Source organism: Paenibacillus sp. F411, from assembly GCF_017582705.1.
In the GTDB taxonomy this organism is placed as follows: Bacteria; Bacillota; Bacilli; order Paenibacillales; family Paenibacillaceae; genus Paenibacillus_AQ; species Paenibacillus_AQ algicola.
This window is the reverse complement of sequence record NZ_JAGFIP010000018.1, coordinates 1-24,331: the sequence shown is the minus strand read 5'-3', so window position 1 is coordinate 24,331 and position 24,331 is coordinate 1. Positions and strand designations below refer to the sequence as shown.

The window sequence follows — 24,331 nt, the reverse complement described above, 5'->3', positions numbered from 1 at the left end:
TTGTTGGCGTATCCCCGTTTTTAACCTGATTGTAAAGGTGTTGATAAATAATGAATATGGATGAAGTTACAAAGGCACTCCAAGAAGCTTTTCTTCAACCGCTAAATGAGGGCGAACATAGAAAGATCATCTTCTGGTTTGATAAAGATCAGGAGTTTGCTGAATACATACATGAGATTTCTTTTGAGAACGTCAAAGTACATACTCTGACTGAGGGAAATAGCTTCTATACGAAGGTGTTGCTCGAAGAAGAAGGTCCTACCTCAAATTATTTGATCTATTCTAACCTGGACATGAAGATGGAAGACAATTGGTTGTTGGATACAATACTGTACTCGAAGACGTTCTATGCGGACAAGATCTCCCTCATTATGAATGAACTGAACATCGATCCTTCTCTTCGGAATACAGTGAAGAAATATGAGAAATTCTTTGGTAGTAAGGATCGGATTAAGAAATTTAAAGGGTTCGAGGTTAATGCGAATTCTGAAGGAACAATTGAACTAATGATGATAAGTGCGTTATGCAACCTCAAGACTCCAGATTTCGAGGATGTGCTGAAGGGTGTATTGATGGATTCACTTGATGACAGTGAAAACAAGCATCTGGATTCGATTGCGAAGTATGTAGGGTTAGAAGTGTTTTGGAATGCGGTAACTGAGCAGTATGGCTATGAGCAAAGTCAAAAGTCGCTTAAAACGCTGTTTATCCATTTGACGGTCACTGCACTTAGCCATGCGGTTAATGAGGAACGTCTTTCGCTGGTTAAAGGCTACATTGCTACTCGAAACAGGTCCAATGCTTTAGTGTTCGTCGATCATTGGATGCATCATAAAACGGATTATCACATGTATGATCAGTATGCTGAAATTGCCGAGAGAGAAATCAAGCTATCGGATATCATAAACCAGCTCCCTGTTGAAGAGTTTAAGGCGGCGGATACGTTCCCATACTTCGATAAAGCAATTATCATCTATATCGCCAACAGTCTGGAAGATCGACTGGAGGATTATGAGGCGTATACGAAGCTGATTAACTTGCGGAGAGCAAAGCACTATTACGAGCAGTATCAATCCATTTATGAAGCATTGTTGTATACCGTTAAGATGTTCGAGTTTCATAAGAAGTACAGCATGGGGATTCCGAGAACGCAAGCTGCGGATATGTACCGAGCATATGTGAATGATTATCATCAGATGGATATGTACTACAGAAAGTTCTACTTCGCTTACGACAATGATTCAAACAGCGAAATCTTGAAGAAGCTCAAAGTGATGGTTGAGAACCTATATACAAACTGGTACATAAGCGAATTGAACTCGCACTGGTCCGCTGCTGTACACGATGAGATGAAATCAAGTTGGGTTCTGCCAGGTATTCAAAGCCAGAAGGATTTCTATCTAAGCTTTGTTGCTCCGAAAATCTCTAATGGTGATCGGGTATTTGTTATCATATCAGATGCCCTCCGTTATGAGATAGCGGCGGAGTTGGCGGATAAGCTGAATTCGGAGACAACGGGAGCCTGCGACATTCAGCCATTGTTAGGCGTACTTCCTTCCGTTACAAAGATGGGGATGGCATCGCTCCTGCCGCATAAGAACCTGGAGATTGACCTAAATGGGAATGTGCTGGTGAATGGAAAGTCTTCAAGTGGCATCGACAATCGTATTGGCATTCTCCAAGCGGTTGTAGCCGAAAGCTCAGCGGTTCATTTTCAAGAGCTGAAAAATATGAACAAGGCTGGTCGCAGGGAGACATTCAAGGGTAAGAAACTGGTTTACATTTACCACGATAGCATTGATGCAACGGGAGATAAGGCATCGACCGAGATCTATACGTTCACAACGGCGGAGAAAGCCATTGATGAATTGTACGATGTAGTTAAAATCATCAAGGATGATTTGAGCGGTACGAACATTTTCATCACAGCGGATCACGGATTCGTATATCAACGTGATGCCTTGGAAGAGAGTGACAAGATAGAAAAGGAAGGTATTAAAGCCTTTGAAGTCAAAAGGAGATATCTGTTCTCGCAAGAAAAAGGAGAGCGGAGCGGCCTTCTCGATATTAATATGGACAAGCTGATCCAGAATGAACATCAGATCACGACGTACGTTCCGAAAGCCACGATTCGTTTCAAGATACAAGGAGCTGGAGCTAATTTCGTTCACGGCGGAGCCAGCCTTCAAGAGATTGTTGTGCCTCTCATTCAATTCAAGAATATCCGAAGTGGGCAGAAGAACAGTCGTGAAATCGAGAAGGTGGACGTTAAGCTTACAAACACCACAAGAAAAATTACAAACAGCTTGTTTAACCTGACTTTCTTCCAATCCGAGAAGGTGGAGGACAAGCGAGTTCCCCGAACTGTGAAGATCTACATGATAGATGAGAGGGACTCGGTTATCAGTAATGAGGAAACACTGATATGTGACCGTACTTCTGATAAGCCAGATGAGCGTACATTTAAGCTTCGGTTTGCATTAAAGTCTATACCTTATGACAAGAATAGTAACTATTACCTCATAACTAAAGACGATGAAACGAACGTGATTGTGGAGAAAACGCCATTTACAATCAATCTGGGGATTGTTAGTGATTTTGATTTTTAAGGGGAGGAGGAAATCGGGTGGAGCAAGTAAGTGAAGATCGGTCACTGGATTTAGATCGCAAATTGAATGAAGTATTTTCGGGAAGAGTTGTTCGGAAAGACCTGACGAAGTTGATGAAAGAGGGGGCAAATATCCCTGTCTACGTTCTTGAATATCTGCTTGGGATGTATGCGGCAACCGACGATGAAGATAACATTCGTGAAGGAATCGAGCGGGTAAAGAAGATACTCTCAGATAACTTTGTAAGACCAGATGAAGCGGAAAAAATTAAATCAAGAATTCGAGAATTAGGACAGTATTCGGTTATTGATAAGATAACCGTCACGCTTAATGAGAAGATTGATTCCTACGTAGCGGAATTCTCCAACCTGGGGCTTAAAGGGGTTCCGATTTCGCCGAGCTACGTCAAAGAATTCGATAAGCTCTTGGCAGGCGGAATCTGGTGCATGTTAAAGATGGATTACTTCTTCGATGAGGAAGTGAAGAACAGTAATCCATTTAGTATCAGTAGTTTGAAGCCGATTCAAATGCCGAACATGGATATGAACGAGGTGTTTGAGGGTAGGAAGAGCTTCACGAAAGACGAATGGATAGACGTACTCATTCGCTCTACGGGTATGGAGCCGACACAACTTGAGGACAGAGTGAAATGGCATCTTCTGCTTCGACTTGTACCGCTCGTTGAGAACAACTATAACCTTTGTGAACTTGGTCCACGGGGAACGGGAAAGTCGCATGTTTACAAAGAGATATCGCCAAACTCGATTCTTGTCTCAGGTGGCCAATCGACGGTTGCGAACCTTTTTTACAACATGTCTTCAAAGAAGGTTGGGCTGGTGGGCTTATGGGATACTGTGGCATTCGACGAAGTGGCGGGCATAACGTTTAAAGACAAAGATGGCGTGCAAATCATGAAGGATTACATGGCATCGGGATCCTTTGCACGGGGGAGAGAAGAGAAGGCGGCTTCTGCTTCCATGGTATTCGTAGGGAACATTAATCAGAGCCTTGATTCTTTAATCAAGACATCCCATCTATTTGCACCATTTCCTGAAGCGATGGCGAATGATTCAGCGTTTTTTGATCGCATGCATTATTACCTGCCAGGTTGGGAAGTTCCGAAGATGCGTCCTGATTTCTTTACGGACAAATACGGCTTCATCGTTGATTACATGGCTGAGTTCTTCAGGGAGATGCGTAAGCGTTCGTTTGCTGATTCTTTGGATCGCTACTTTAAGCTCGGAAATAATCTGAATCAGCGTGACGTAATTGCGGTTCGTAAAACGGTGTCAGGTATGGTGAAGCTCATGTATCCAAACGGGGAATACACGAGAGATGACATTGAGGAGATCTTGAAATATGCCCTTGAAGGAAGAAGACGGGTAAAGGAACAGCTCAAAAAAATAGGTGGAATGGAGTTTTACGATGTCCATTTCTCCTATATCGACAAGGAGTCAATGAGCGAAGAGTATGTGTCAGTGCCAGAGCAAGGCGGTGGAAAGCTGATTCCTGAAGGACTCGGAAAAGCTGGGCATGTATATACCGTAGGGCATGGAGATTCGGGTATGATCGGGGTATACAAACTGGAAAACCAAGTCGTTTCTGGGACAGGGAAATTCGAGAAGTCGGGTGTCGGATCCCATCGAGGAGCGAAAGAGAGCTTGGATACCGCCTTTCGCTACTTTACTTCAAACAGTAAAAGTATCAGTGGCTCGATTAGCACGAAGACAAAGGATTATTTGATGCATATAAGCGACTTGCAGGGCATTGGATTGACGGATGAACTGGCGATTGCTGAATTGATCGGATTATGTTCTGGTGCTTTGGAACGACCTGTTCAGGAAAGCTTGGTTGTATTGGGGAATATGACGGTTGGCGGTACGATTGCTAAAGTCGATGAGTTTGCCAATACTCTTCAAGTGTGCGTAGATGCAGGAGCGAAGAAGGTGTTGATACCAGCGTCGTCCGTAGTGGATTTTCAAACGGTTCCCGCAGATCTGCTGATAAAGGTACAGCCCGTATTCTACTCGGATGCGACCGATGCTGTATTTAAGGCGTTGGGGGTAGGATAAACATATGGAGGATAAGGAACATAAAATCATTGCTGAGCTTGATTATGGGTCTGTCTATACCATTACTTATATCGATTCTAACGGAGAAGAAAAGTGTTATGATCTTTGGTTAGACAAAGAGAACACTATATATCGTTTACAGACCATTTATTTGTTTGATGGAAAACCAGTGGAGATCGGGGAGACTGTTGGGTACAACAAGTCTGAAATAACAAGGAAATTGTTCGAGCTGTCAGCCTATGATCAGTTTGATGTGCGTGAATGGGACTAAAATGAAAGTTGTCAGGACACTGGAAGGGTGGTTTTCTGGCTGTTTTCGGGATTACCACCTACGTACGAAATGCCCATCAACATTATTAAGAGGATATCGCCTTTGAATCTTGAGTGTGACCAAAAAACATGTAATTTGCTAAAAACCCTGCCGGTAATGCTCAAAATGAGCAAAAAAACAGGGTTTTCGTTTGGAAATATGTGAAATCAGAAGAGTTGGGATAAAAGATCGACATCTCCCTCTGAAATTTGGTGTTCAAGAGGGAGAGGGGATGGGGTTTGAGGGGAATTGCCTTGCTCACGAAGGATTTGTAACACTATCTTCCTGACCACATCGTGTGTTATGGGTGACTGTCCGCCGCCGCTGATATATAGATCTAACGCTTTTGCGATATAGTCACTTTTATTCGATATGGTCTGTAAATGGTCATAAATATACTGATGCTCCTTCTTGAAGGAAATGGATAAACGATTACGATTACCCATGATTCTTCGCCTCCAAGATAGTAAGGAAGGACAGTACATTTGCCAGTTGCGGGTCTTGCGGAATAACAGCGGCGGAATACTCAGCACTTATATAATCCTTCAGCAATAGTGAACCTCCGCCTACGAATATGACCTCAGTATTTGAGAAACTCACCTTTCTGCTCCGAGCAAAGTTGAATACCTCTTTAACGTGGTTAGTCAGCGTTTGGTCAACAATTTGTTTGCTCTCCTCCATCTTCTCACCGTTAAGAATCAAGTATTTGTCCCGATATACCGCCTCCACATCTTCGTCGGTAACAGTCATCCCATATTCAGTTGAGAGCTTATCGGCTATTTTACTGCGTAAGATGTTTACGCCAAGGTCGGCTGTGAGCATCTTGTCATATATAGGGATCAAGTTGTTAAACTCTTGGATATTGACGTTAAGTGAACCCACATCGAATATTAATACCCGTTTCCCCCTGTAGAGATTAAGGTTACTGTAGATCGGACCGATGCCTTCAGGGAAGAGGTGAATTTTATCGATTCGGAATAGGAATGGTTTATTGTTGACGATAATATTGATGGTTTCTCCGTTGTTTCCAATGAAATCGCTGAACTCGGTCTTTTGCTTCTCATTTTTATACAGGCTAATCGGAATATTGACAGCCAGTGATATTTTACTTAGTACGATATTTTGCTTAGACCTCATAAGCAATTGGGCGATAGCGAGATAGATGCATATTCGATGTGAATCCGTTTTTTTGCTTAGATTGAAATCCATTTTACTTTCGTCAAGCATATTCCCCACTAGGTAGTTTTGCTTGTCAAATTTCACTGAAAATGAACCTGGCGTTAGTTCAGCTCCCAGATTATTGACTTCCTCGACTTTGGTTTGAAACTTAACCCTTTGCATTATTCCTTCTCTCATTATTGCCTTTGTCGTGCTCTTGCCGCTGTCCACGGCTATTAAAAATGTGTTGTGCATATTGTAGCCCCCTTTGTTTGATAATTTTATAGAATTATATGCATTTAAGGTTTGACATAATCGTACAATGTCGCATATTTTAGGCTAATGCTGTCGGACAATGGGCGGATGATGTCGGACATGATTGGGGCGAGGAATAAGTAGGTAAAAGGAGGCTAATAGATACATTTGAGAGATAAAACAACTTTCGGAATACATATACCTATATATAGTGTTAAAAAGTTCTTCGAGAAGTTTTTGCTATTCGACAATTCATTGATATTACGCAAAATTCTTATGGTGTTGCAGTCATCATTCGTTTTGGGTTTCAATTTTCGCCTTCGCTTTTGGTATTATTGCAACCATCTTCTTGTTTGTTCTAAGAAGTAGTCATCATGTTGGTTTTATACATTAACGTTTATGGGAACGCCAAAACCAGCGTTCCAGGTTTCAACGAAAAGCATTTGCGTAAAGATTTGAGTATTGAGCATTTATTCAACTGATGTTCGTTAAACTCGCTGATAGTATGCCGTTCCTCAGAGAATTTAGAATCAAAGAATCGATAACCCTATGATAAGCAGGCTACTTCTTTGTACATGGTTCAAGAACGCAACAGCATATCGACATATATAAATTGTTACTGGCAGTGATCAGGTATAACGATTTTTTTGAGCGGAATTGCTGGAGAGTTCGAGCGGCACATATATTCAAGGAATAAAAAATATAAAGTAATTCCGTTAAGATCAGCCACTTGCCCGAATTGCTCATCTATTAAGCAGAACTTACTTAGATGATCAAGTAGTAGCAAAAGTCATCCAGCAATCGTTGTCGCCTGGCTTTAATAGCTCATTATCTGCTGTATCTGATAAAAATATGAGATATCTGGCCGCAGCGGCCAGATATCTTTAATCCCCTCCTTCCCAAGTACCCTTCCTGTTTGCTATGTCAACCCCAATATGCTCAGACTTGGTTCGACCATTTATTGCCCCACAGACAATTGATTTCCCCGTATGATGATGTGGATAACATCACAAAGGGGGAGTTATGAATGAAAAGAAATAACGTAGTAAACAAACTCAGGAAAGATGGGAGAGTAGGGGTAAGGAAACGAATCAATAAAAAGATTCGGAATTTGAAGGATCGAGGGCTTGAGGGAAAGGAATATCGGTACAGGTCTTATCGGATCAAGATGATAGAAGAGCGACGAGCAATAAATCAGAGATATATTAAGCCAACTCCTGAAAATATCGAATTAATCAGGGATAGGGCACTTAAAACAGGAATGATCGATCGATTTAAAAAAAATCAACAACGGTCACAGTTTTACATGCTTATTGAGACAAAGCAACAGCTTTTTCGTATTGCAAATCGATTCAATATGTTTGAGCTGATATTTGAAAATCTCAGGAAATTTGAAATTGATCGGGAATTCCCATGCGAGCTGATCGAAGGCAATAGAGCGTGGATCTCCAAAAGTGAGGAAACGGAAAAGTATCGGTACTTTACAAAGCGACCTGGTGAAAGGCCCTATAGTCTGAGCATATTTGATTTAATCGAGATTGTGAACGGGTATAAAGGGTTTCAGTGTGCCGCTGAGGAATTGGCTCGACTCTTAGATCTTAATAATTTACAAGATGAATGGGAAATGGTTCAGCGGGAAAAGTACCAGGCTAACATTGATTACCTCGATAGCAGTGAGGTGAAGATAAAGAGAAAATACACGACTTTGTATCGATATATTCATAGGCACATTGAATTACTCAAACACCTAAACGAGTATGGGATGGAGCATGTTAACCGTTTGTTTATGCATGAGGGTAAACATCTATTTTATTTGGCGACAACAGAGTTGGCTAAACACGAATCACTTGAATTAGATCAACCAGAGGCAAACAGGGCATTAAATATGTTGGCATTGCTTGGATTAATAAAGAAGATACCCTATGGCGACCTCTCGTCACACATCCAAGCTGTTGCAAAAGGGATTCGAGGTAACAACAAAAGTTTTCGATATGTAACCTTTTATCAAGTTCCACCATTAAACGCTGATGTTTTACTTCAAGCTGAAAAGATGGCTAAAAAACTTGAAACAGTCGGGATCCGTGGAGATAGGGATATAAGTAAAAGGAACGTTGGCAAATTTCTTGGGGGAGTAGTGTTCAAGAGTATCTATCATAGCTTTCCAGAAGGATACGAGCCAACTGACCGCCAGGGGCGTCCAGATGATGACGAAGTACCTTTTTAAGAGTCAATTAAATGTAGACGGAGCAATTAATTGCTTCGTCTTTATTTGTACCATTACTTTATCTGTTTACTTCACTAAAGTCATGTATCATACTTTTGTGGATGATTGAAAATTCATTATGGTGTATATAAATCAAGGTGGTTGAAGAAAACATGAAGTGTAGTTTTTGGCGAGATAATCATAGTGGGTTGGCACTACCTCAGAGCATTCAAATAACGTGGAGTGATGCGAAAAATCACCAATAGGATAATTGCATAAGACCAACTTCATACAAGGATTAATGCCAGTCCTCTAATTGAAGATTACAAGCGTAGGCGTTCATTGAAATCAAGTACGCATGAAGACCGAAAAAGTTCTATAGTTATCGCTTCACACCAAGTACGAAAGAGGTTCTCGCATTACATCTTTAGATGCTTGCAAGGAAGAATTCTAAAACAAACTTTAGGAAATTTGCACATGTCTTATAGTAACTTATTTATGCAATACAAATTTTCCCAATTAATCTACCGCCATAAATTATGTTGATTAAAGGCAATGTTTTGGATGATGTATCTTTTAATCGATAATCGTGTATACTTGAGGTATAATAATGTACGTGAATGCGGGAGGGGAATTAGCTATGGATGATTTTGATAATAAAACAGAAGAATCCTTTGGAGCAATAATTAAGCGTGAGAGACAGAAACAAGATTTATCCTTGAGTAAGCTTTCAGAGAAAATTGGGAATGCAATAACCCCTTCATATATCAATCGCTTGGAAGCAGGGGACAAAGGCAATCCGAGTTTCGTCAATGTTTGTATTTTGGCAGAAGCTCTTTCGATGGATTTAAGGGAAATCTTGAAGGTGTTTGGATATGAGCACTTGCTCAGTAGCAATATTAATCAGCCTTATCATACAATTGAAGAAATCCTTCGTCTGAATGATATCTTAGCACCATCATCACCGCCAGGGGATATCGAGAATGCAAAAACAGATTATTTATCCCAGATAGAGAAAGAGCAACTAATAGAAATTATTAGGGGCTTATATTTATTTGCAGTTACGGACTCGGAAAAATCATTAGATGAGCTACCGAATATCATAACGCAAATCATTAAATTTAAAGGGTTACGTCAGGGAAAACAAAAATGAATGATTGGTCTGGAGAAAAGATACAGAAGGAGTTACTCCGTATTATGGAGTAGCTCTTTTTTGTTTAATACGGTTATGTTTGCAACACCATTCGTTGACTCTAGACAATAAATAATTACTTGTTGCATATAGTGTTGACATCTGTCTGTTAGTGTATTATTATTGTCTCAAGGCAATGAAATAAAAAAAATTGACCAATAGGAGAAGTGAACTGAAATGAAAAATGAAGTGAATGAAATGGTGAAGAAAATCCAGGAAACGAATGCAGAGGTGCAGGGTTTGCAGAGGCAGATAGATATCATGGGCCAAAAAAAGCTCAACCAGATTGTACAAATTGCTTCGGATAATTTGGAATTTGAAGAGATTTATCACACATCGTTTCTTCATGATGAGGACGCTGAGCAAGAAGGAGAGCCCTTTCTTGATCAAAAGGGCAATGTGCTGAGAGGGATTAAGGTTATAGTCATGATCGAGGATTCCTCTGATGGGGATAGTGAGGAGGAATGGGAACATCATAAGGAGGTTTTTCTTATTGAAGATGGGACCTTTAGAACTTTCGATACTATTTACAGAACGTTCGAGTGCCCAGATTGCGATGTAATGCACAAAAGCATTTTGAGAGAAATGGCAGAAGAAGATTATGATAGTGAGTACAGAAGTGAACTCATTATAAGCAATATTGCTTGGAGACTTCATGATCGAGCGGAAGAATTGGAAATGAGAAGGAGCAGATTGGCTGAACGTGTGGAAAAGCTAAATATGTTGATGGCTTCGTAGGTGTAAGGATTTGAGAGAAGACAGGAATAAGCAGGTCTGATAAATAAAGATGATGCCTGGGGAATAGATAATGAGTGAGTGTTCCCCAGAGCATTAAAAGTAGGGTGATGTAATCTGGAATCAATGAGAGAACCACAGATCAGAGATTTTCGAAAACTGGCATTGTACCAAAAGGGAATGGTTTGGATAGAAGAAATCAGAGAGATAGTTAAAGGCTGGAGTTGGGAGGACAAACAGGTGATCGGACATCAACTCCTCCGTTCATCCAGCTCTGTAATAGCAAACTTAGTAGAAGGAAACGGACAGCTTTACTTACAGAAGGAAATCAACTTTATCAACAATGCATTAGGCTCTGCGGCTGAAAGCATGATGTGGTTTGAAACGGCTTATAAAGCTGGTTTGATGAATCAGGCCACATTTAAACGGTTGGATAGTGAAGCAATAGAATTGCGGAAAATGCTTGTTGCTATGATGAAGAAAATCAGGGTAGAGATCGTGGACAGGAAACTGGCATAAAAATTGATTGGAGGAAACACGAATGGGTTACACGACAATATTTGCTGGACAGTATAAGCTCAACAAACCGTTGGATGATAAGACTAACGAGTTACTTCAAGGGCTTGCACGCACGAGAAGGATGAAAAGGGATCCGGAAATATTGGAAGATCTGGGTTTTGGCAAAGCCGAGATTTTTGGGATAGAAGGTGAATTTTTTATTGATCCAGAAAAGCATGATCCTTTTCGAAATTGCCCTTCGGTAGTCGACCATAATGAGCCGCCAGCTACACAACCAGGGCTATGGCTTCAATGGGTTCCAACAGAAGATCGTCAATCTCTTGTTTGGGATAAAGGAGAAAAATTCTACGAGGCGGGCAGTTGGATTATTTATCTGATTGAACGGATTCTATCCCCAAAAGGTTATGTAGTAAATGGAATTGTAAATGCTCAAGGTCAACACAGGGATGATAGATGGAGAATTGAGGTGAAAGGAAATAAGGTATCGATAAAGTGCGGATTCAGCAGGAAAGCACCAATACCCAATTTCAGCCAATGGTACGAAGAATTAGAGCTTGATTATGAAAAAAACTGCGGATAAATGTAAGCGAACAATTGGCATATTAATAGAAGAGAAAAGTTACTCTTAGACCAAGATTCATTGTGCTTGGTCTTTACATACATTATTGCTCTAATTTTTGCATTGTGTAACATTTCTTAGTTGCTGGAACATAATGTCCAACATTTGAAAAGCAATGAGTATTGAAGTTAGTGGTGAATACTTATAAATGAACCCAATATCACCTTATGAAGGTCAACATTTCGGTCGTCAATCTTTGGACAGATAATTCAGTCATCAATCGGACCATGATTGAGACAATTCTACTGATGTCCGACTCTTTCATCTAACGATCACTCGAAGCACTCCGATAATCGTTCCTCGAAATAATCATCTTCATTATTCTCACACCCCCTATTCCCCTCGATTAACTGAACGTCATTGTCATGATCTGAACAGAAAGGGCAATCGCAAGGAGTATTAACATAAACCCGAACCCCTGTTGCGTTGGAATCAAACACCCTGATTTTCTTGCCATCGCTATTGCATGGAATCTCGTATATATTCATTTTTATTTCCCCCTAATCAATCGTTCATCAATATTGTTACCTTATAAACTATAATGGGAATATATGTTCCTGTATTATTGGAGATAGTATAATCGACATTTTTTAAATTGGCAACAGATTCCCATCCAAGGTTAAACCCAAAAATCACACTTTCTTGGTTATGTTGATTATGCTATACTGGTTTCAAAATTCATATGTTAACGAAGAGGTATTTCATCTAAGTCAATTAACTGGTAAAGAAAACCAGTTACTTTGCCTGAAGACTGGAGTACCTCTTCCTGTCGTCTGACAGGGAAACGCTACATTATCTCTGGTTTACTTATGGTTTTCAGATATCACTACAAATCCTAAGTAAACATTAGTACCATATGCTGATCCGAGAAAAGTTGATGTAGAGTTAATTTCAAATTCTCTTTCATCAAGATATTTATTTTGAATAATCTTAAGTTGTTTTTTCAAAATATTAACAGCTTGATCAAAAACAGCATGATGATCACTGTAGTCTCGGATACATTTATTTTTTTCCCCCAAATCATTAACAATAGACTTATATTTTCCATCAATTTCGTGGCTGGGATTAACCAATGCTAAGACGTGATGTATCGCAATTGTAGGATTATCCTTTTTCTTTTCTAATAATTTTAGTAGATCGTATTTAATCCCTTTTTCGTTTCCAGGGGGGTTGCGAAGTTGGTAGTTTTCTCGCCAGATGTTATCTTGACGAAGGTTTTCATTCCTAAGAAAATCGGTATGATTATTTTTCAATATTATCCAGTAAGCGTCTGTAAATTTCAGTTCAATTAGGGTGTTAGATATATACTTGTAAGTTTGTTTCGACATACGTCTTTCAACGATAGCGACATCATGTTTTTCAAATTCATGTAAAGCCATGACTTCAGAAGGCAGGTCATTGTCACGACAGTATTTTTCAAGAGAAATTGTTAAGACATTTCGCAACATAAGTTCATTTTTCTTTCTAAGAAATAGCATAGCCCATTCATCTGATTGAATTATTGGCATTCTACCAAGAACCTCCAGTAGTTGCTTTTGGGTTAGATACAAATGGATCACCTCACGTATTATTATGGTCACAATACAAACTTATACCGATTAGGAATCAATATCAATTGTAAAGCGAGAAATAGACTTGTCCCTGTTGAACAAAACTGTTTCAAATTGTGTACTTTTTCGAACAATGATATTCTATGTATTATTATTGTGCCAATAACATGCAAATTAACTGATACATATGTCAAAAAAGATCATAGACATTTTGGAATGTTTTTTGTAGAATAGTCTCATTGCTGAGGTAATGTTGGGAGAGAATATTTATGAAGATCGGCTACGTCCGAGTATCCAGTCAAGATCAGAACGAAGCCAGACAGATCGAAGCCCTTCAGCAGCAGGCAGTGGAAAAGTTTTTTTCAGAAAAAGTAAGTGGGCAAAACATGAACAGACCAAAACTAAAAGAGATGATGGATTTTGTAAGAGAAGGCGATAGAGTATATATCGAATCTATTTCTCGTCTTGCTCGTAACACCCTCGATTTTTTAAATATTGTCAAAGATCTAAGTGCAAAGCAAGTTGAAGTTGTAAGTTTAAAAGAATCAATTGATACATCTACTCCGCAAGGAAAGTTCATGTTAACAGTGTTTGGAGCATTATATGAATTGGAGCGGGATAGCATCAAACAACGACAGATGGAAGGCATTGCAGTTGCAAAAGCGAAAGGCACACAATTTGGTCGACCAAAAATAGAAATTGATGAACAGTTTATCCATGAATACAGTGTTTGGAAAAAGGATCTACAGACCGCAACCTTTGCTATGAAGAAACTTGGGCTTTCCAGATCCACGTTTTATCGCAAGGTTAAAGAATATGAAGAGAGCTTACAATAAACTTATATATGAATGCCATTGCATTAGGAATCTGAATTTTTAAAAAAAATTCAGTATTGCCTAAATGCAGTGGCTTTTTTAATTTTCACTGAAGGGAAATTATTGTGTAAACGTTGACTGAATACCCTATTCTCAGGAGGTCAAAAATGAGCAACTGGAACAAGGAGAAACTTCGCAGATATCTAAGCGAGGGAAGAGGACAAGGAGAAAAAGCTTCCTACATCCCATGGACGAAAACTCACGAGTTCTCCTCAAAAGGCAGAGCAACGAGAATACTTGGAATTAAAACTCAACGCATACATCATCTTCATTCTGACAATCAATTAAGGGCATTCCATATGTTTGAGTGGAGTGACAATGTAATTGATATAAGAGAAAGTTATCCTCTGTTGGATGTTATGGAGGTTATTGATGACAAAGAAAACCTTCGTTTTGATAAATTTTGTGATAAAGAATCTGGTGAGCAGTTGGTACTGACAACAAGTTTCCTTTTAACGATTAGGGATAAAGACGGAAATGAACGATATCTTGCAAGAGCTATAAAAAACTCATCCGAACTAATAAGAAAAATTACTTTTGAAAAACTTGAGATAGAAAATCGATACTGGAGAGCCAGGGGAATAGAGTGGAAAGTAATTACGGATAAACAGCTTTCAAGACAGTTTGTTAAAAATATTGAGTGGGTTAGAGAAACATTATTATCGAGCGGACAAGGAGATATTGATAAAGACCAGCTTTCCGATAAGTTACTGAAATTTCTTCATAGCAATATGGACTCAGTCTTGCGGGATAAATTAAAAGATTTCGAGAAAATTGTTGGTGTCAATAACGGTTCAGGGCTTTATTTACTTCGATATTTAATAGCCACGAAAGCAATTAGGATTGATATGAGTAGAAAGTTCGATACAACGGCAAGAATTATAGATCTACTAATGTGATGGGGGGATTACCATGAAATTCATGGAGAATATGCTGTTTAAATATGGTGATGGTAAAGTCATTAGAATTCTACATATTAATCGAGTTTCTTCAATTATATATGTGATCGATATGGCGAGTAATAGATGGGCGTATCCTCTGAAGATGGATGAACTGAGGCATTTTCAGGAACAGTCAGATATAATACTGATGGAAGAAGACATCTATTGCAGAATTGTTATCGAAGAGGATTTAAGCGATGCGGAGAAGAGGAAGAGGGAGCATGCCTGGGGGATCGTAAAATACATATTAGATAATGTCGAAACTGAAGAACATCTGTATCTCAGTAAATATAGAGAACCAGCAATTAAGGAAGCGATGCAGATGTTTAAGTTGAGCTATAACGGAGTAAAAAACTTGCTAATTCGCTATTGGCATGGAGCACAAACTAAAGATAGCTTGATACCAAGCTATCATAGATGCGGGGCTAAGCGAAGGGATAGAATAAGCGGGAACCATAAGCGTGGAAGACCACGTAGCGGTGAGAGAGGCATCGGCATAAATGTTGATGATAAGATGAAAAAGATTTTTAAGCAAGCACTAAATAGGTATTACTACTCTGAACGTAATAATTCCTTGAAAATCACTTATGAGCTGATGCTCAGAGATGCCTTTGTTAAAGATGAAGTTGAACAAAATGGGGTCAAATTACCCGTACTTATGGACAAATCCCAATTACCGACGTATCAGCAATTTTTGTACTGGTATAAAAAATTGAATAATCCTAAAAAGGAGATCTCTAAAAGGAAAGGAACCAGAGTGTATCAGCAAAACTATAGAACAATCATTGGTGACTCAACACAAGATGCTGGTGGGGCATGTGGTTCACTATGGCAAATCGATTCAAATGTCTTTGACATATATTTAATAAGCTCAATGAATAGGGACTTAATAGTGGGAAGGCCAATATTGCATGTGGTAATAGATGTATACTCCAGATTAATTATGGGGTTTAATGTGAGCTTTGAGTCGCTGAATTCTTACAGTGGGGCTATGGTTGCACTTGCAAATAGTATGACATCCAAGAAAAAATTTGCTTCAAAGTATGGTGTAAGCATCGAAGATGAGGAGTGGCCATATTGTGTACCACTTCGAGTAATGGCAGACCGAGGGGAATTGGTTGGTAAACAGATTGAAAATGCAATTCAAGGATTAGGAATTACAATACAAAACACTCCTCCATATCATGCTGATTATAAGGGAATAATTGAGTCGGCATTCTCTGTCATGAATTCGAGAGTCAAGCCTTTTGCTGATGGAGTTGTAATTAAAGGAAAAGGGAGTAAGGAGCGAGGAGAAGCTGATTACCGTTTGAAAGCTAATCTATCCATCGAGGATTTCATAACCATTATCATCAAGTGCGTACTTTTCCACAATAACCACCATGTTCTTACTGATTACGTCTTAGATGATCTCATGATAGAAGAGGGAATTGAAAAGATACCTATCCAAATTTGGAATCATGGATTAAAACATAGAAAAGGAAAACTGAGAATTTTGCCAGAAGAGATGATACTATCTCATCTTTACCCAATAGACCAGGCATCAGTAACTGCCAGAGGAGTTCTATATAAGAAGATATTGTACGCTTCGGATTATACATTAAAAAATGAATGGTTTCAGAAAGCACGAATTTATGGTAGCTGGAAAGTAAACATTTGCTACGATCCACGAGATTTAACATGTATTTACGTAATGGATGAGGGTGAACAAGGAGTTCTCAAACTGACGCTATTGGATCATTTAATGAAATATGCAAATAAGGGGATCGAAGAAATAGAGCAGATGGCAAAACATGAACAAAAGGTTGATGAGAAGAGTAAGGAAAGAGAGTTACAGGTAAAGGTAAAACTATTTACTGAAATAGAGCATATCGTTGAAAATGCAAAAAGAAAAACGGATTCCGAAAGAGAGTATGACAAAAGTAAGACACAGCGATTAGCAGGAATAAAAGAAAATCAACGAAACGAGCGATTATTACATCGTACAAGTGAATCGAAAAGAACATCAATTGTTGAAATGCCTACTGCTTATACAGAAGAACCAGAAGAAGTGACTGATGATCTATCCATATTTTTTAATAATGATGGTGATTATGATGAAGAGTAAAATATATTTACCCAATGGGACGGAAGCTCAAGAAGCCTGCTATAATGAGTTTCCGATTGAAGAGTATAACACAAATCCTTATATTCAGGCTTTACCCCCAATTGCAGATAAGAAGACGATTATCAGAAATTTATTGACCGTTCCTATCTTTAAAGAAGAAGAGCGTCAACTGGATAGCTCATATAGAGTGCATATTGTTAATCGATTGTATAAGCTTTTTCAGCCCTTACCTCAACATGTCCGAATTTGGAATATGGTATTCTCGCTTATTTCCCAGGGATACCTGGCGAGAAATCCATTTGATAAGGAATACCGTAGATATGTGAATGCAACGGGTAAACAAATTATTAATAGATCGTTTGATATCAATAGCAGAACAGATTTTAGAACAACAGCAAATTGTGGGCTTGTGATTGGCTATTCGGGAATGGGAAAGACAACTACAATTAATAAGATTCTAAGTAACGTGCCGTCAGTAATTGTTCATAATACTTATAATGGTGAACATTTTAACCAAACACAATTGGTTCAAATAACCTTACAAACGCCGCATAATGCGAGCCTAAAGGCACTTTCACTTCAGTTTTTTATGAAAGTAGATGAAATACTCGGAACAAACAACTTTAAAAAGTATGTATCACGAAATCTAAGTGTTGATGCGATGCTCCCTCTAATGGGGATTGTATCGCAAAATATCGGTCTTGGTTTGATGGTGATTGACGAAGTTCAACATTTGCAAAACCGTGGTGTACAGCAGATGATGAATTACTTTGTTACTCTTATGAATTCGTTTGGTGTACCCGTAATTTTTATTGGTACACCAGCATCGTATCCAATTTTCCAAAATGAATTTAGGATTGCAAGAAGAGTAACGGGGAGTGGCGAGGTAATCTGGAATAACATGAATAATGACGAGGAGTTTCGTTTGTTTTTGAATTCAATATGGAAATATCAATGGAACCGAAAATTCACACAACTAAATGATGAATTGATCCAGATTTTCTATGAAGAAACTCAAGGGATATCGGATCTCATTATCAAGTTATTCGTCAACGTTCAGCATATGGCAATTCACAGTGGAAAAGAAGAGTTAACGGTTGATATTGTGAAAAGAACGGTTAGAGACAATTTTAAAATGATGAAGCCAATGCTGGATGCACTGCGATCAGGCAACCCTTATAAAATCTCTAAATATGAGGATTTAAGGAAAAGTGAAGAGAAAAATAATATTAGAAGCGAGGTGTTGGCTCAGCCTACGAAAAATAATAATGAAGCCAGATCCAGGGAAAGAACTGTAGCAACTTCAATCAAGCTCAAGAGCAAAATGAAACAGGATTATGAATTTAATGATATAAGATCAATCCTTGATCAAGCTAATAAGTCGGGTACATCTGCGTACCAACTATTGTTAGAACATGGCTATATTGATGAAATGACTTATAAGCAAGATGATCTAATTGTATGATGAATTTCTTACCGATTTTATACAATGACGAAGTCTTCTATAGTGTTTTGTCACGATATAAAAGAATGTGTGGGATGATAAGCAAAACAGCTCTTATTAGGGACTTATTTGGCGAAAAAACGGCATTCAAATCAACGTTGTTTCCGCAACACCTGAACAAGCTGATAGAAAACTTGCCCTATAATTCAAAAATAGAGGAACACGAACTTATCAGAAATCACACACCTATAAATTTCTATACTGCCTTTTTATCCAGTAAGCATTCTAAAGCTGTTGTAGATGGAATGATCAAAGGAAAAGGAACTGGAATTGAAGCCCTGGTTGGTATCGCAGGAAGCAAAGTGAAATTAAATGATTATCTGAAGGTCTGTCCTAATTGTCTCATAGAGGATAACGAACATTTAGGAGAAAGTTACTGGAGGAGATCCCATCAAATTGTTGGGGCATTGTTTTGTTTAAAGCATGAAGTTCCTTTAGTAAACAGTAAGGTAGGATGTTCAGATAATATTGTTGATTTTATTTGTGCGGATGAGGATGTCTGTGATTTGGAAAATATCTTAATACCTAACTACTCAGAAGAAATAAAGCGGCTAAATCTGAAATACCTTCGTAATGTTTCCTATTTACTAAACGTTAATGAGGAAAGAAAGGACCTTTCCTTTATTAATAATTATTATATAGACCGTTTACGCGAGAAAAACCTCGCTTCAAAAAGTGGGAATTTATATATTAAAGATTTGGTAACAGCGTTTGTGAATTATTACCCAATTGAGTATCTAAAGCTTATGCAAAGTGCTATAGATATTAATAACGAAACAAATTGGTTGAGACTTTTTGTAAGAAATAACAATAAGAATAGAAGTCCACTAAGACATCTTTTACTGTTAGAGTTTCTTGGCTTAGAAGTCGCAGATTTATTCAATTGTAGTTCAACAGTAGGAAGAATTCCATCCAAGTCAAATCGAAAACCCAATTATGAGTTAAGTGAACGAAGGAGTAAATGGTTAAAGCTAATACAAGATAATCAGGGGGCTACGAGGGCTGAGTTAAAAGTAATTGGGAAGGGGCTTCATACATGGATTATTGCTCATGATAGAATGTGGTATGAAGAAGTAACACCCAAGATTCGAAAGAGAGAGAATAAGAGAGAAGTAATTGATTGGAACCAAAGGGATGAAGAGTGCTTGAAGCTTGCAAAAAAGGCGGTAAAGGCACTTCTAAATAATGATGGCAAGCCGATTAGAATTGTTCCAGCAAGTATTAGGCGAGCCGCAGGAGTTAAGAGATGGTTTCTTCATAAAAAGTTAAGTAAGACATGGGAGTATTTAATGGCAGTCACAGAGGATATAAATAGCTATAGAATCAGAAAAATTAAATGGGCAATAAGAGAATTAACGGAGAAGCAAGGGAAGGCAACGGTTTATCAAATTCAGTTGTATGCAGGGTTTGGAGGCAATAATAAAAAAATTAAATTAACTATAGAGCAATTTTTGTAGTTCTAAAGCAGATTGATTTTGGATATGACTTCAATAAAGAAGGAAATGATATAAAAGGGAGAGAGAGTACATGTGGGGTCAAGCTACAATTGAATTTCTAATTGATGATTTCTTGAAGTATATAGGAGGTATAAGTGTAACAGCATTAGTAATGGGGGCTATATTTCTTATTTTGAAAACTTCTACCAATTCAATAATAACTTCTAGTTTTAATAAAAATCTTGAGAGCCATAAAGCTGAGCTTACAAAAATGATAAATGCCGAAACTGAACAAAAGAAAAGTGAATTAGCTAAAGTAAATGATAAATTTAGAAATGAGCTTAATGCAGAAATTGAAAAACTCAAACACGAACAACAAAGAGCATTTAAGGACTTTGAGCTTTATACATCCAAAAAACATGAAAGGTATCCAGAGGTTTATAAAAGTATTGAAATTGCATATGGGGCTATTTTATCGTTGCACGGTAAATATAGGGACTTGTCCTTTGAGAATGTAAATAAAGACGATGTTAAAGCTTATTTAGAGATGGAAGGTGTAACAAAAAAAGATATGCAAGAAATAATGGATCTTTGGGTCGACGGTGAGCCCAATGCAGATGCCGTCATGCGAATTAATTCGGTGAGAAGGAGAATAAAAATCAATTCAGCTTATGAAAGTTGGTCTGATGCGAACGATACTTTAATTTTCAACGAATTATATCTCTCAGAATCCGTTTCTGAGCAAGCAAGAAAGGTTCTTAATAAGTTATGGGAATACCTTGATTTAGAAGAAATATACGGTCGATCATATGAGGAAATACTCGGTGGTTCTAATGTTAGGGATGAAATGAAACAAGAGAAAGAAAAATTAAAAAAAGTTATGAAGAGTGAATTATCTCAAGTAGTATCTCTATAGTATCTCAATAAATTTGTGGACTCAGTTTGCGAAATCTTATAAATCCTATTTCCCCAAAACCTATATCCCTACTATGTAGAAAACTAATAAACCCCTGGTATTCATAATAAACCTGTGATAAAAATCGAATAAAGACGTGATAAAATCGGGGAGAGGATAAATGGAGAAGGGGAAAAACCCAGATCCATCAAGCCTTTCCCCTGTTTTTGTATCAAGACATTATTCAGATTTTAATAAAGTCGTGACAGAAAAAGTTGGGTCAAAAATTGAGAAAAGAACTGTTTTGTAGCACGAGTTTATTTATGAGGGCAACGGTGGAATGCGGGTTTGAGGGCTGTTTTTTATCAAGGGTTTATTTATTCTGAACAGGATGGTGTAAATAGCAATCAAAGTTTAAACAAAGCCTAAATAGTCGTACTAAAGCCTAAAAAGTCATGTTACGAGCCGAGCGAAATTCAGGGATCCAATCCTATTTTTCCTCGGCTCTTATCTCTTTCTCAAAAGGTAGGAGAACCCTTATGGGGCAAGGGATGAGGAAGTTTTTCTCCTGCTTTATCTCGATCATTTCTCCAATAATCTTTGGCCCTATCCCCGTTCTTCCCCTTGCCATAACACGACTTTAATTGCTTTGTTGACCCCGATTTTCTCGGTCGTAGCCCCTGTTTTTCCCCTATTTGTAGTACGACTTTAATTGCTCGAAGGGATTGGGGAAAGGGAGGGGGAAAGGCTGAGAAACCTTGTAGCTCTAAGGCGGAGAGGGATTAGGGAAAGGTGACATGCGTGAGTAAACTATTTTTGCTGATGACAGATGGTACAGAGGGTTGAGAGTGCAGTGATGGAGCGGGTTTGGGGAGTAGTACAGATGGGATAGGAATGTGAGACAGAGGCAAGATATTAGTGGGGGTGATTAATAGATTAATATTAGATAACACCCGAACACACCTGATAACACCTGATAACACCTGATGCTGAAAATCAGGTGTTTTTGCTTTTTTAGCTAGGTGATCTGGTAGGAGCTTAGAGTTTATCTAAGCAATTTTCTCTAAATGACTCCTAGATCAATTTCTAGCGGTACAATGGCAAGAGTAATATGCAGGAATAGCGGGAGCCGATCAATGAGACATTGAGTTCACAATCTCTATTTGTTTAGAGAGTATTGTGTTAGTTGCTGATAGTAAATTTCTTACCGGGCCAACATACCTAGACCTCCGATCAATAGATGACAAGGAATATCAAAAAGTATGTGGAATTATGTAATGATAACTTTTGAAGTTTCGCGATTAGGTGAGAATGCTTTTTTTAAAATTCACTAGTTGACCAACTTGGAGGATAATATGACGTACTGCTTTGCTTGGAAACAAAATGGTTGTGTGTTTATGGTTGGAGATTCATTAATGTCAAGTAAAGAAAATGATATATTAAATTCAAATGTAAGTTCTATTGGTGAAGAACATGGTAAATACGGAGATTATTATGTTGAAGAAACCACCTCTAAGTTATTTAGAATTGAAGATTTATTAATTGCTTATTGGAAAAGTAGAATATTCAAAAGATATTATTGAACAAATTGAGTTACAGTTAAGCTACTTTGATATTGAAGAAATATTACAAAATATCAGTAATTCATTCTCCCATGCAGCTGAGTTCGAATTATTAGTTGCCAAGAAAAAAGCAAGTTCAAACATGTTGTTTTATGTAACACCTTCTTCATTCGAAAGAATTGATGAAGCTAAAAGTATTGGGAGTGGCAATAAAATAACCCAACTTACAGATACATTATTAAATTTTACAAAAGGATTTGATTTTAAAGAAGATGATCCCAAAACAGTTCTCAGTAAAATGGTTGCTTTTTTGCAAATAATTATATACAAGAATGGATTTTTAGAATATGGAGTAGGAGGAACGGTTTGCGGAGCTTGCCTAGAAGAAGAAATTATTTGGAATGATGATTTGTTTTATCTCTTTTATGAGAGAAATTTTGAAGATAGAGTGACATTAAATGTATCCGTTCGAGAGGATGTTTTACTTACAGGGTCGGATTTCAATGAAACAAATAAGATTTTTGGATCACTTACTACAAATAAAGATAGCTTTAAAAGACATAATATTATTAGAAAATTACTTAAGATACTAAACACAACACCTCCAAGATTTATTGTTTTTTATAGTAAATTTTATAATTGCATTTATTTTAACGATACGAACAGAAGGAACATTACTAGTATAGGATTTAGGTATTTAAAACGTGGATCCCAGATAAAAGTAGCCTTCATTAATAATCCTGATTTAGTTTTACAACTATGTTCACACCAATCAGACGAAAAAATAAATATACCTGTTTTCTATATTAAGTCGTTTCAACTCCCATATATATCGAGAGAAGATTTGTTAAATATGTATAATATTGAAGATGTAATGGATATGAATGAAACTTACGATTTTGATTTAGACGAAATAGACATCAACATACCCAACAACTTAATAAGAAGTATCAACATTGATAAATTTGCCGAAATCGATGATGTCCTTATTATTGACTTTCAGTATCTTTTTACAAAAATAAAAGAACGCCTTGATCATTATAAAGGTCTTAATATTAAACTTAATGCTAGTAATATCTCAAAAGCATTTACCAAATTTATGGGTAGATACACCGCTGAAAACTCACTTAAACAATATATAATTTATTATTCGAATGGTGAAGATTATATTATTGACGGAGAAAACATACTTACAAACTTTATAAGCTCAATTGAAAATGTAATAAGTTTTGAGTTTTCTAATGATAATTACTACTTAGGTGTAGTAGCTAATACATCGATATTTTTAAAAGAATATTATGTAAATGAAAAATACTTTGGAATAGATAAAATATGTAAAGTATTGGATAACACTCCGATTAACCAAATACTTGAGCTTCTCCCTACATCTAATTATAACCCAGAAGAAACCGACTTAATTTTAATAAGAAATCATAAATATGAAACTAATATTAAAGTTCCAATAGTGTATTACGTCGTGGACTATTTAATAGATGATATGTTTAATATAACGCAAGATAATGCATTATTATGGGACTCATATAAGGGTACTGAAGAGGAAGAACTTATAAAATATATGATCAACGATACACTTGGGGGTCTGTCAATAAGTTTGTGTAAACTCTAAATCAAGAGTTCCCCTGTTAAGAGAAGAAGATGCTCTTTAAGGCAGATGCTGGCCAATCCGTTCAGGATAAAAGACGGATAATTGAAGCAGGATCTGACCCCAGTTTTGGACTCGGCCTGTCCACTTGCGGGTGACATCGACCGTCACTAAATAGAGCATTTT

Annotated in this window: 20 protein-coding genes and 1 pseudogene; 17 read left to right on the top strand and 4 right to left on the bottom strand. The window is 37.7% G+C overall.

Annotation, left to right across the window (positions count from 1 at the left end):
* Positions 1-50: 50 nt before the first annotated feature.
* Genes pglZ through JJQ72_RS16750 form a run of 3 tightly spaced genes read left to right on the top strand, consistent with a single transcriptional unit; the run spans position 51 to position 4,952 of the window.
* A complete protein-coding gene (pglZ, locus tag JJQ72_RS16760; RefSeq protein WP_208204385.1) occupies positions 51-2,609 on the top strand; it encodes a BREX-1 system phosphatase PglZ type A in 2,559 nt (852 codons plus the stop codon).
* Between the two features lie 17 nt (positions 2,610-2,626).
* A complete protein-coding gene (gene brxL / locus JJQ72_RS16755; RefSeq protein WP_208204384.1) occupies positions 2,627-4,681 on the top strand; it encodes a protease Lon-related BREX system protein BrxL in 2,055 nt (684 codons plus the stop codon).
* A 4-nt stretch (positions 4,682-4,685) separates the two neighbouring features.
* A complete protein-coding gene (locus JJQ72_RS16750) occupies positions 4,686-4,952 on the top strand; it encodes a hypothetical protein (protein WP_208204383.1) in 267 nt (88 codons plus the stop codon).
* 206 nt (positions 4,953-5,158) lie between these two features.
* On the opposite strand, the gene JJQ72_RS16745 is transcribed toward JJQ72_RS16750, so the two are convergent.
* Together JJQ72_RS16745 and JJQ72_RS16740 are read right to left on the bottom strand one after the other, a co-directional pair.
* Positions 5,159-5,437, bottom strand: coding sequence for a hypothetical protein (locus JJQ72_RS16745; protein WP_208204382.1), 279 nt, complete (start codon positions 5,435-5,437; stop codon positions 5,159-5,161).
* A complete protein-coding gene (locus tag JJQ72_RS16740; protein ID WP_208204381.1) occupies positions 5,430-6,404 on the bottom strand; it encodes a ParM/StbA family protein in 975 nt (324 codons plus the stop codon). The genes JJQ72_RS16745 and JJQ72_RS16740 overlap by 8 nt, the downstream gene beginning before the upstream one ends.
* A gap of 1,027 nt (positions 6,405-7,431) precedes the next feature.
* Here JJQ72_RS16740 and JJQ72_RS16735 point away from each other — a divergent pair.
* From JJQ72_RS16735 to JJQ72_RS16715, 5 genes are all read left to right on the top strand, one after another.
* Entirely contained in the window at positions 7,432-8,628 is a 1,197-nt protein-coding gene (locus JJQ72_RS16735) for a hypothetical protein (protein ID WP_208204380.1), read from the top strand.
* A 619-nt stretch (positions 8,629-9,247) separates the two neighbouring features.
* Positions 9,248-9,760 (top strand): helix-turn-helix domain-containing protein, encoded by a 513-nt coding sequence (locus tag JJQ72_RS16730; RefSeq protein ID WP_208204379.1) that lies wholly within the window; start codon positions 9,248-9,250, stop codon positions 9,758-9,760.
* Positions 9,761-9,976: 216 nt separating this feature from the next.
* Entirely contained in the window at positions 9,977-10,537 is a 561-nt protein-coding gene (locus JJQ72_RS16725; protein ID WP_208204378.1) for a hypothetical protein, read from the top strand.
* 123 nt (positions 10,538-10,660) lie between these two features.
* The gene (locus JJQ72_RS16720; protein ID WP_208204377.1) at positions 10,661-11,053 is read left to right on the top strand and encodes a four helix bundle protein; all 393 of its coding nucleotides are present in this window, start codon (positions 10,661-10,663) and stop codon (positions 11,051-11,053) included.
* A gap of 22 nt (positions 11,054-11,075) precedes the next feature.
* Complete coding sequence (locus JJQ72_RS16715; protein WP_208204376.1) at positions 11,076-11,633, top strand: hypothetical protein; 558 nt, start codon at positions 11,076-11,078, stop codon at positions 11,631-11,633.
* Positions 11,634-12,475: 842 nt separating this feature from the next.
* On the opposite strand, the gene JJQ72_RS16710 is transcribed toward JJQ72_RS16715, so the two are convergent.
* Positions 12,476-13,180, bottom strand: a complete 705-nt coding sequence (locus JJQ72_RS16710) for a hypothetical protein (RefSeq protein ID WP_208204375.1) — start codon at positions 13,178-13,180, stop codon at positions 12,476-12,478.
* Between the two features lie 311 nt (positions 13,181-13,491).
* Here JJQ72_RS16710 and JJQ72_RS16705 point away from each other — a divergent pair, with 311 nt between their 5' ends.
* The 9 genes from JJQ72_RS16705 (at position 13,492) to JJQ72_RS16670 (ending at position 24,169) form a co-directional block, all read left to right on the top strand.
* Positions 13,492-14,058: a recombinase family protein gene (locus tag JJQ72_RS16705; protein WP_208204374.1), complete on the top strand. Its 567-nt coding sequence runs from the start codon at positions 13,492-13,494 to the stop codon at positions 14,056-14,058.
* Between the two features lie 146 nt (positions 14,059-14,204).
* Positions 14,205-14,996 (top strand): TnsA endonuclease N-terminal domain-containing protein, encoded by a 792-nt coding sequence (locus tag JJQ72_RS16700; RefSeq protein ID WP_208204373.1) that lies wholly within the window; start codon positions 14,205-14,207, stop codon positions 14,994-14,996.
* A gap of 13 nt (positions 14,997-15,009) precedes the next feature.
* On the top strand, positions 15,010-17,145 hold the full coding sequence (locus tag JJQ72_RS16695) for an integrase catalytic domain-containing protein (protein ID WP_208204372.1): 2,136 nt from the start codon (positions 15,010-15,012) through the stop codon (positions 17,143-17,145).
* Complete coding sequence (locus tag JJQ72_RS16690) at positions 17,132-18,610, top strand: ATP-binding protein (protein WP_208204371.1); 1,479 nt, start codon at positions 17,132-17,134, stop codon at positions 18,608-18,610. The genes JJQ72_RS16695 and JJQ72_RS16690 overlap by 14 nt, the downstream gene beginning before the upstream one ends.
* Positions 18,607-20,106, top strand: a complete 1,500-nt coding sequence (locus JJQ72_RS16685) for a TnsD family Tn7-like transposition protein (protein ID WP_208204370.1) — start codon at positions 18,607-18,609, stop codon at positions 20,104-20,106. Before JJQ72_RS16690 ends, JJQ72_RS16685 begins: the two co-directional genes overlap by 4 nt.
* 70 nt (positions 20,107-20,176) lie before the next feature.
* On the top strand, positions 20,177-21,001 hold the full coding sequence (locus JJQ72_RS16680; RefSeq protein WP_208204369.1) for a hypothetical protein: 825 nt from the start codon (positions 20,177-20,179) through the stop codon (positions 20,999-21,001).
* Positions 21,002-21,161: 160 nt separating this feature from the next.
* Positions 21,162-21,290 carry a hypothetical protein gene (locus JJQ72_RS20670; protein WP_279591740.1) on the top strand — a complete coding sequence of 43 codons (129 nt, stop codon included), beginning with the start codon at positions 21,162-21,164 and terminating at the stop codon, positions 21,288-21,290.
* A gap of 1,045 nt (positions 21,291-22,335) precedes the next feature.
* Positions 22,336-22,563: a hypothetical protein gene (locus tag JJQ72_RS16675; protein ID WP_208204368.1), complete on the top strand. Its 228-nt coding sequence runs from the start codon at positions 22,336-22,338 to the stop codon at positions 22,561-22,563.
* On the top strand, positions 22,523-24,169 hold the full coding sequence (locus JJQ72_RS16670; RefSeq protein ID WP_208204367.1) for a hypothetical protein: 1,647 nt from the start codon (positions 22,523-22,525) through the stop codon (positions 24,167-24,169). The genes JJQ72_RS16675 and JJQ72_RS16670 overlap by 41 nt, the downstream gene beginning before the upstream one ends.
* A 36-nt stretch (positions 24,170-24,205) precedes the next feature.
* On the opposite strand, the pseudogene JJQ72_RS20560 reads toward JJQ72_RS16670, so the two are convergent.
* Positions 24,206-24,331 (bottom strand): annotated as a pseudogene (locus JJQ72_RS20560) (IS256 family transposase); the annotation flags it as partial.

Bases quoted from the DNA above. Each gene is read 5' to 3' on its own strand.
- pglZ (WP_208204385.1), top strand. From the start codon at position 51: ATGAATATGGATGAAGTTACAAAGGCACTCCAAGAAGCTTTTCTTCAA.
- JJQ72_RS16750 (WP_208204383.1), top strand. From the start codon at position 4,686: ATGGAGGATAAGGAACATAAAATCATTGCTGAGCTTGATTATGGGTCT.
- JJQ72_RS16745 (WP_208204382.1), bottom strand. From the start codon at position 5,437: ATGGGTAATCGTAATCGTTTATCCATTTCCTTCAAGAAGGAGCATCAG.
- JJQ72_RS16740 (WP_208204381.1), bottom strand. From the start codon at position 6,404: ATGCACAACACATTTTTAATAGCCGTGGACAGCGGCAAGAGCACGACA.
- JJQ72_RS16735 (WP_208204380.1), top strand. From the start codon at position 7,432: ATGAAAAGAAATAACGTAGTAAACAAACTCAGGAAAGATGGGAGAGTA.
- JJQ72_RS16730 (WP_208204379.1), top strand. From the start codon at position 9,248: ATGGATGATTTTGATAATAAAACAGAAGAATCCTTTGGAGCAATAATT.
- JJQ72_RS16725 (WP_208204378.1), top strand. From the start codon at position 9,977: ATGAAAAATGAAGTGAATGAAATGGTGAAGAAAATCCAGGAAACGAAT.
- JJQ72_RS16720 (WP_208204377.1), top strand. From the start codon at position 10,661: ATGAGAGAACCACAGATCAGAGATTTTCGAAAACTGGCATTGTACCAA.
- JJQ72_RS16715 (WP_208204376.1), top strand. From the start codon at position 11,076: ATGGGTTACACGACAATATTTGCTGGACAGTATAAGCTCAACAAACCG.
- JJQ72_RS16710 (WP_208204375.1), bottom strand. From the start codon at position 13,180: ATGCCAATAATTCAATCAGATGAATGGGCTATGCTATTTCTTAGAAAG.
- JJQ72_RS16705 (WP_208204374.1), top strand. From the start codon at position 13,492: ATGAAGATCGGCTACGTCCGAGTATCCAGTCAAGATCAGAACGAAGCC.
- JJQ72_RS16700 (WP_208204373.1), top strand. From the start codon at position 14,205: ATGAGCAACTGGAACAAGGAGAAACTTCGCAGATATCTAAGCGAGGGA.
- JJQ72_RS16695 (WP_208204372.1), top strand. From the start codon at position 15,010: ATGAAATTCATGGAGAATATGCTGTTTAAATATGGTGATGGTAAAGTC.
- JJQ72_RS16690 (WP_208204371.1), top strand. From the start codon at position 17,132: ATGATGAAGAGTAAAATATATTTACCCAATGGGACGGAAGCTCAAGAA.
- JJQ72_RS16685 (WP_208204370.1), top strand. From the start codon at position 18,607: ATGATGAATTTCTTACCGATTTTATACAATGACGAAGTCTTCTATAGT.
- JJQ72_RS16680 (WP_208204369.1), top strand. From the start codon at position 20,177: ATGTGGGGTCAAGCTACAATTGAATTTCTAATTGATGATTTCTTGAAG.
- JJQ72_RS20670 (WP_279591740.1), top strand. From the start codon at position 21,162: ATGGAGAAGGGGAAAAACCCAGATCCATCAAGCCTTTCCCCTGTTTTT.
- JJQ72_RS16675 (WP_208204368.1), top strand. From the start codon at position 22,336: ATGACGTACTGCTTTGCTTGGAAACAAAATGGTTGTGTGTTTATGGTT.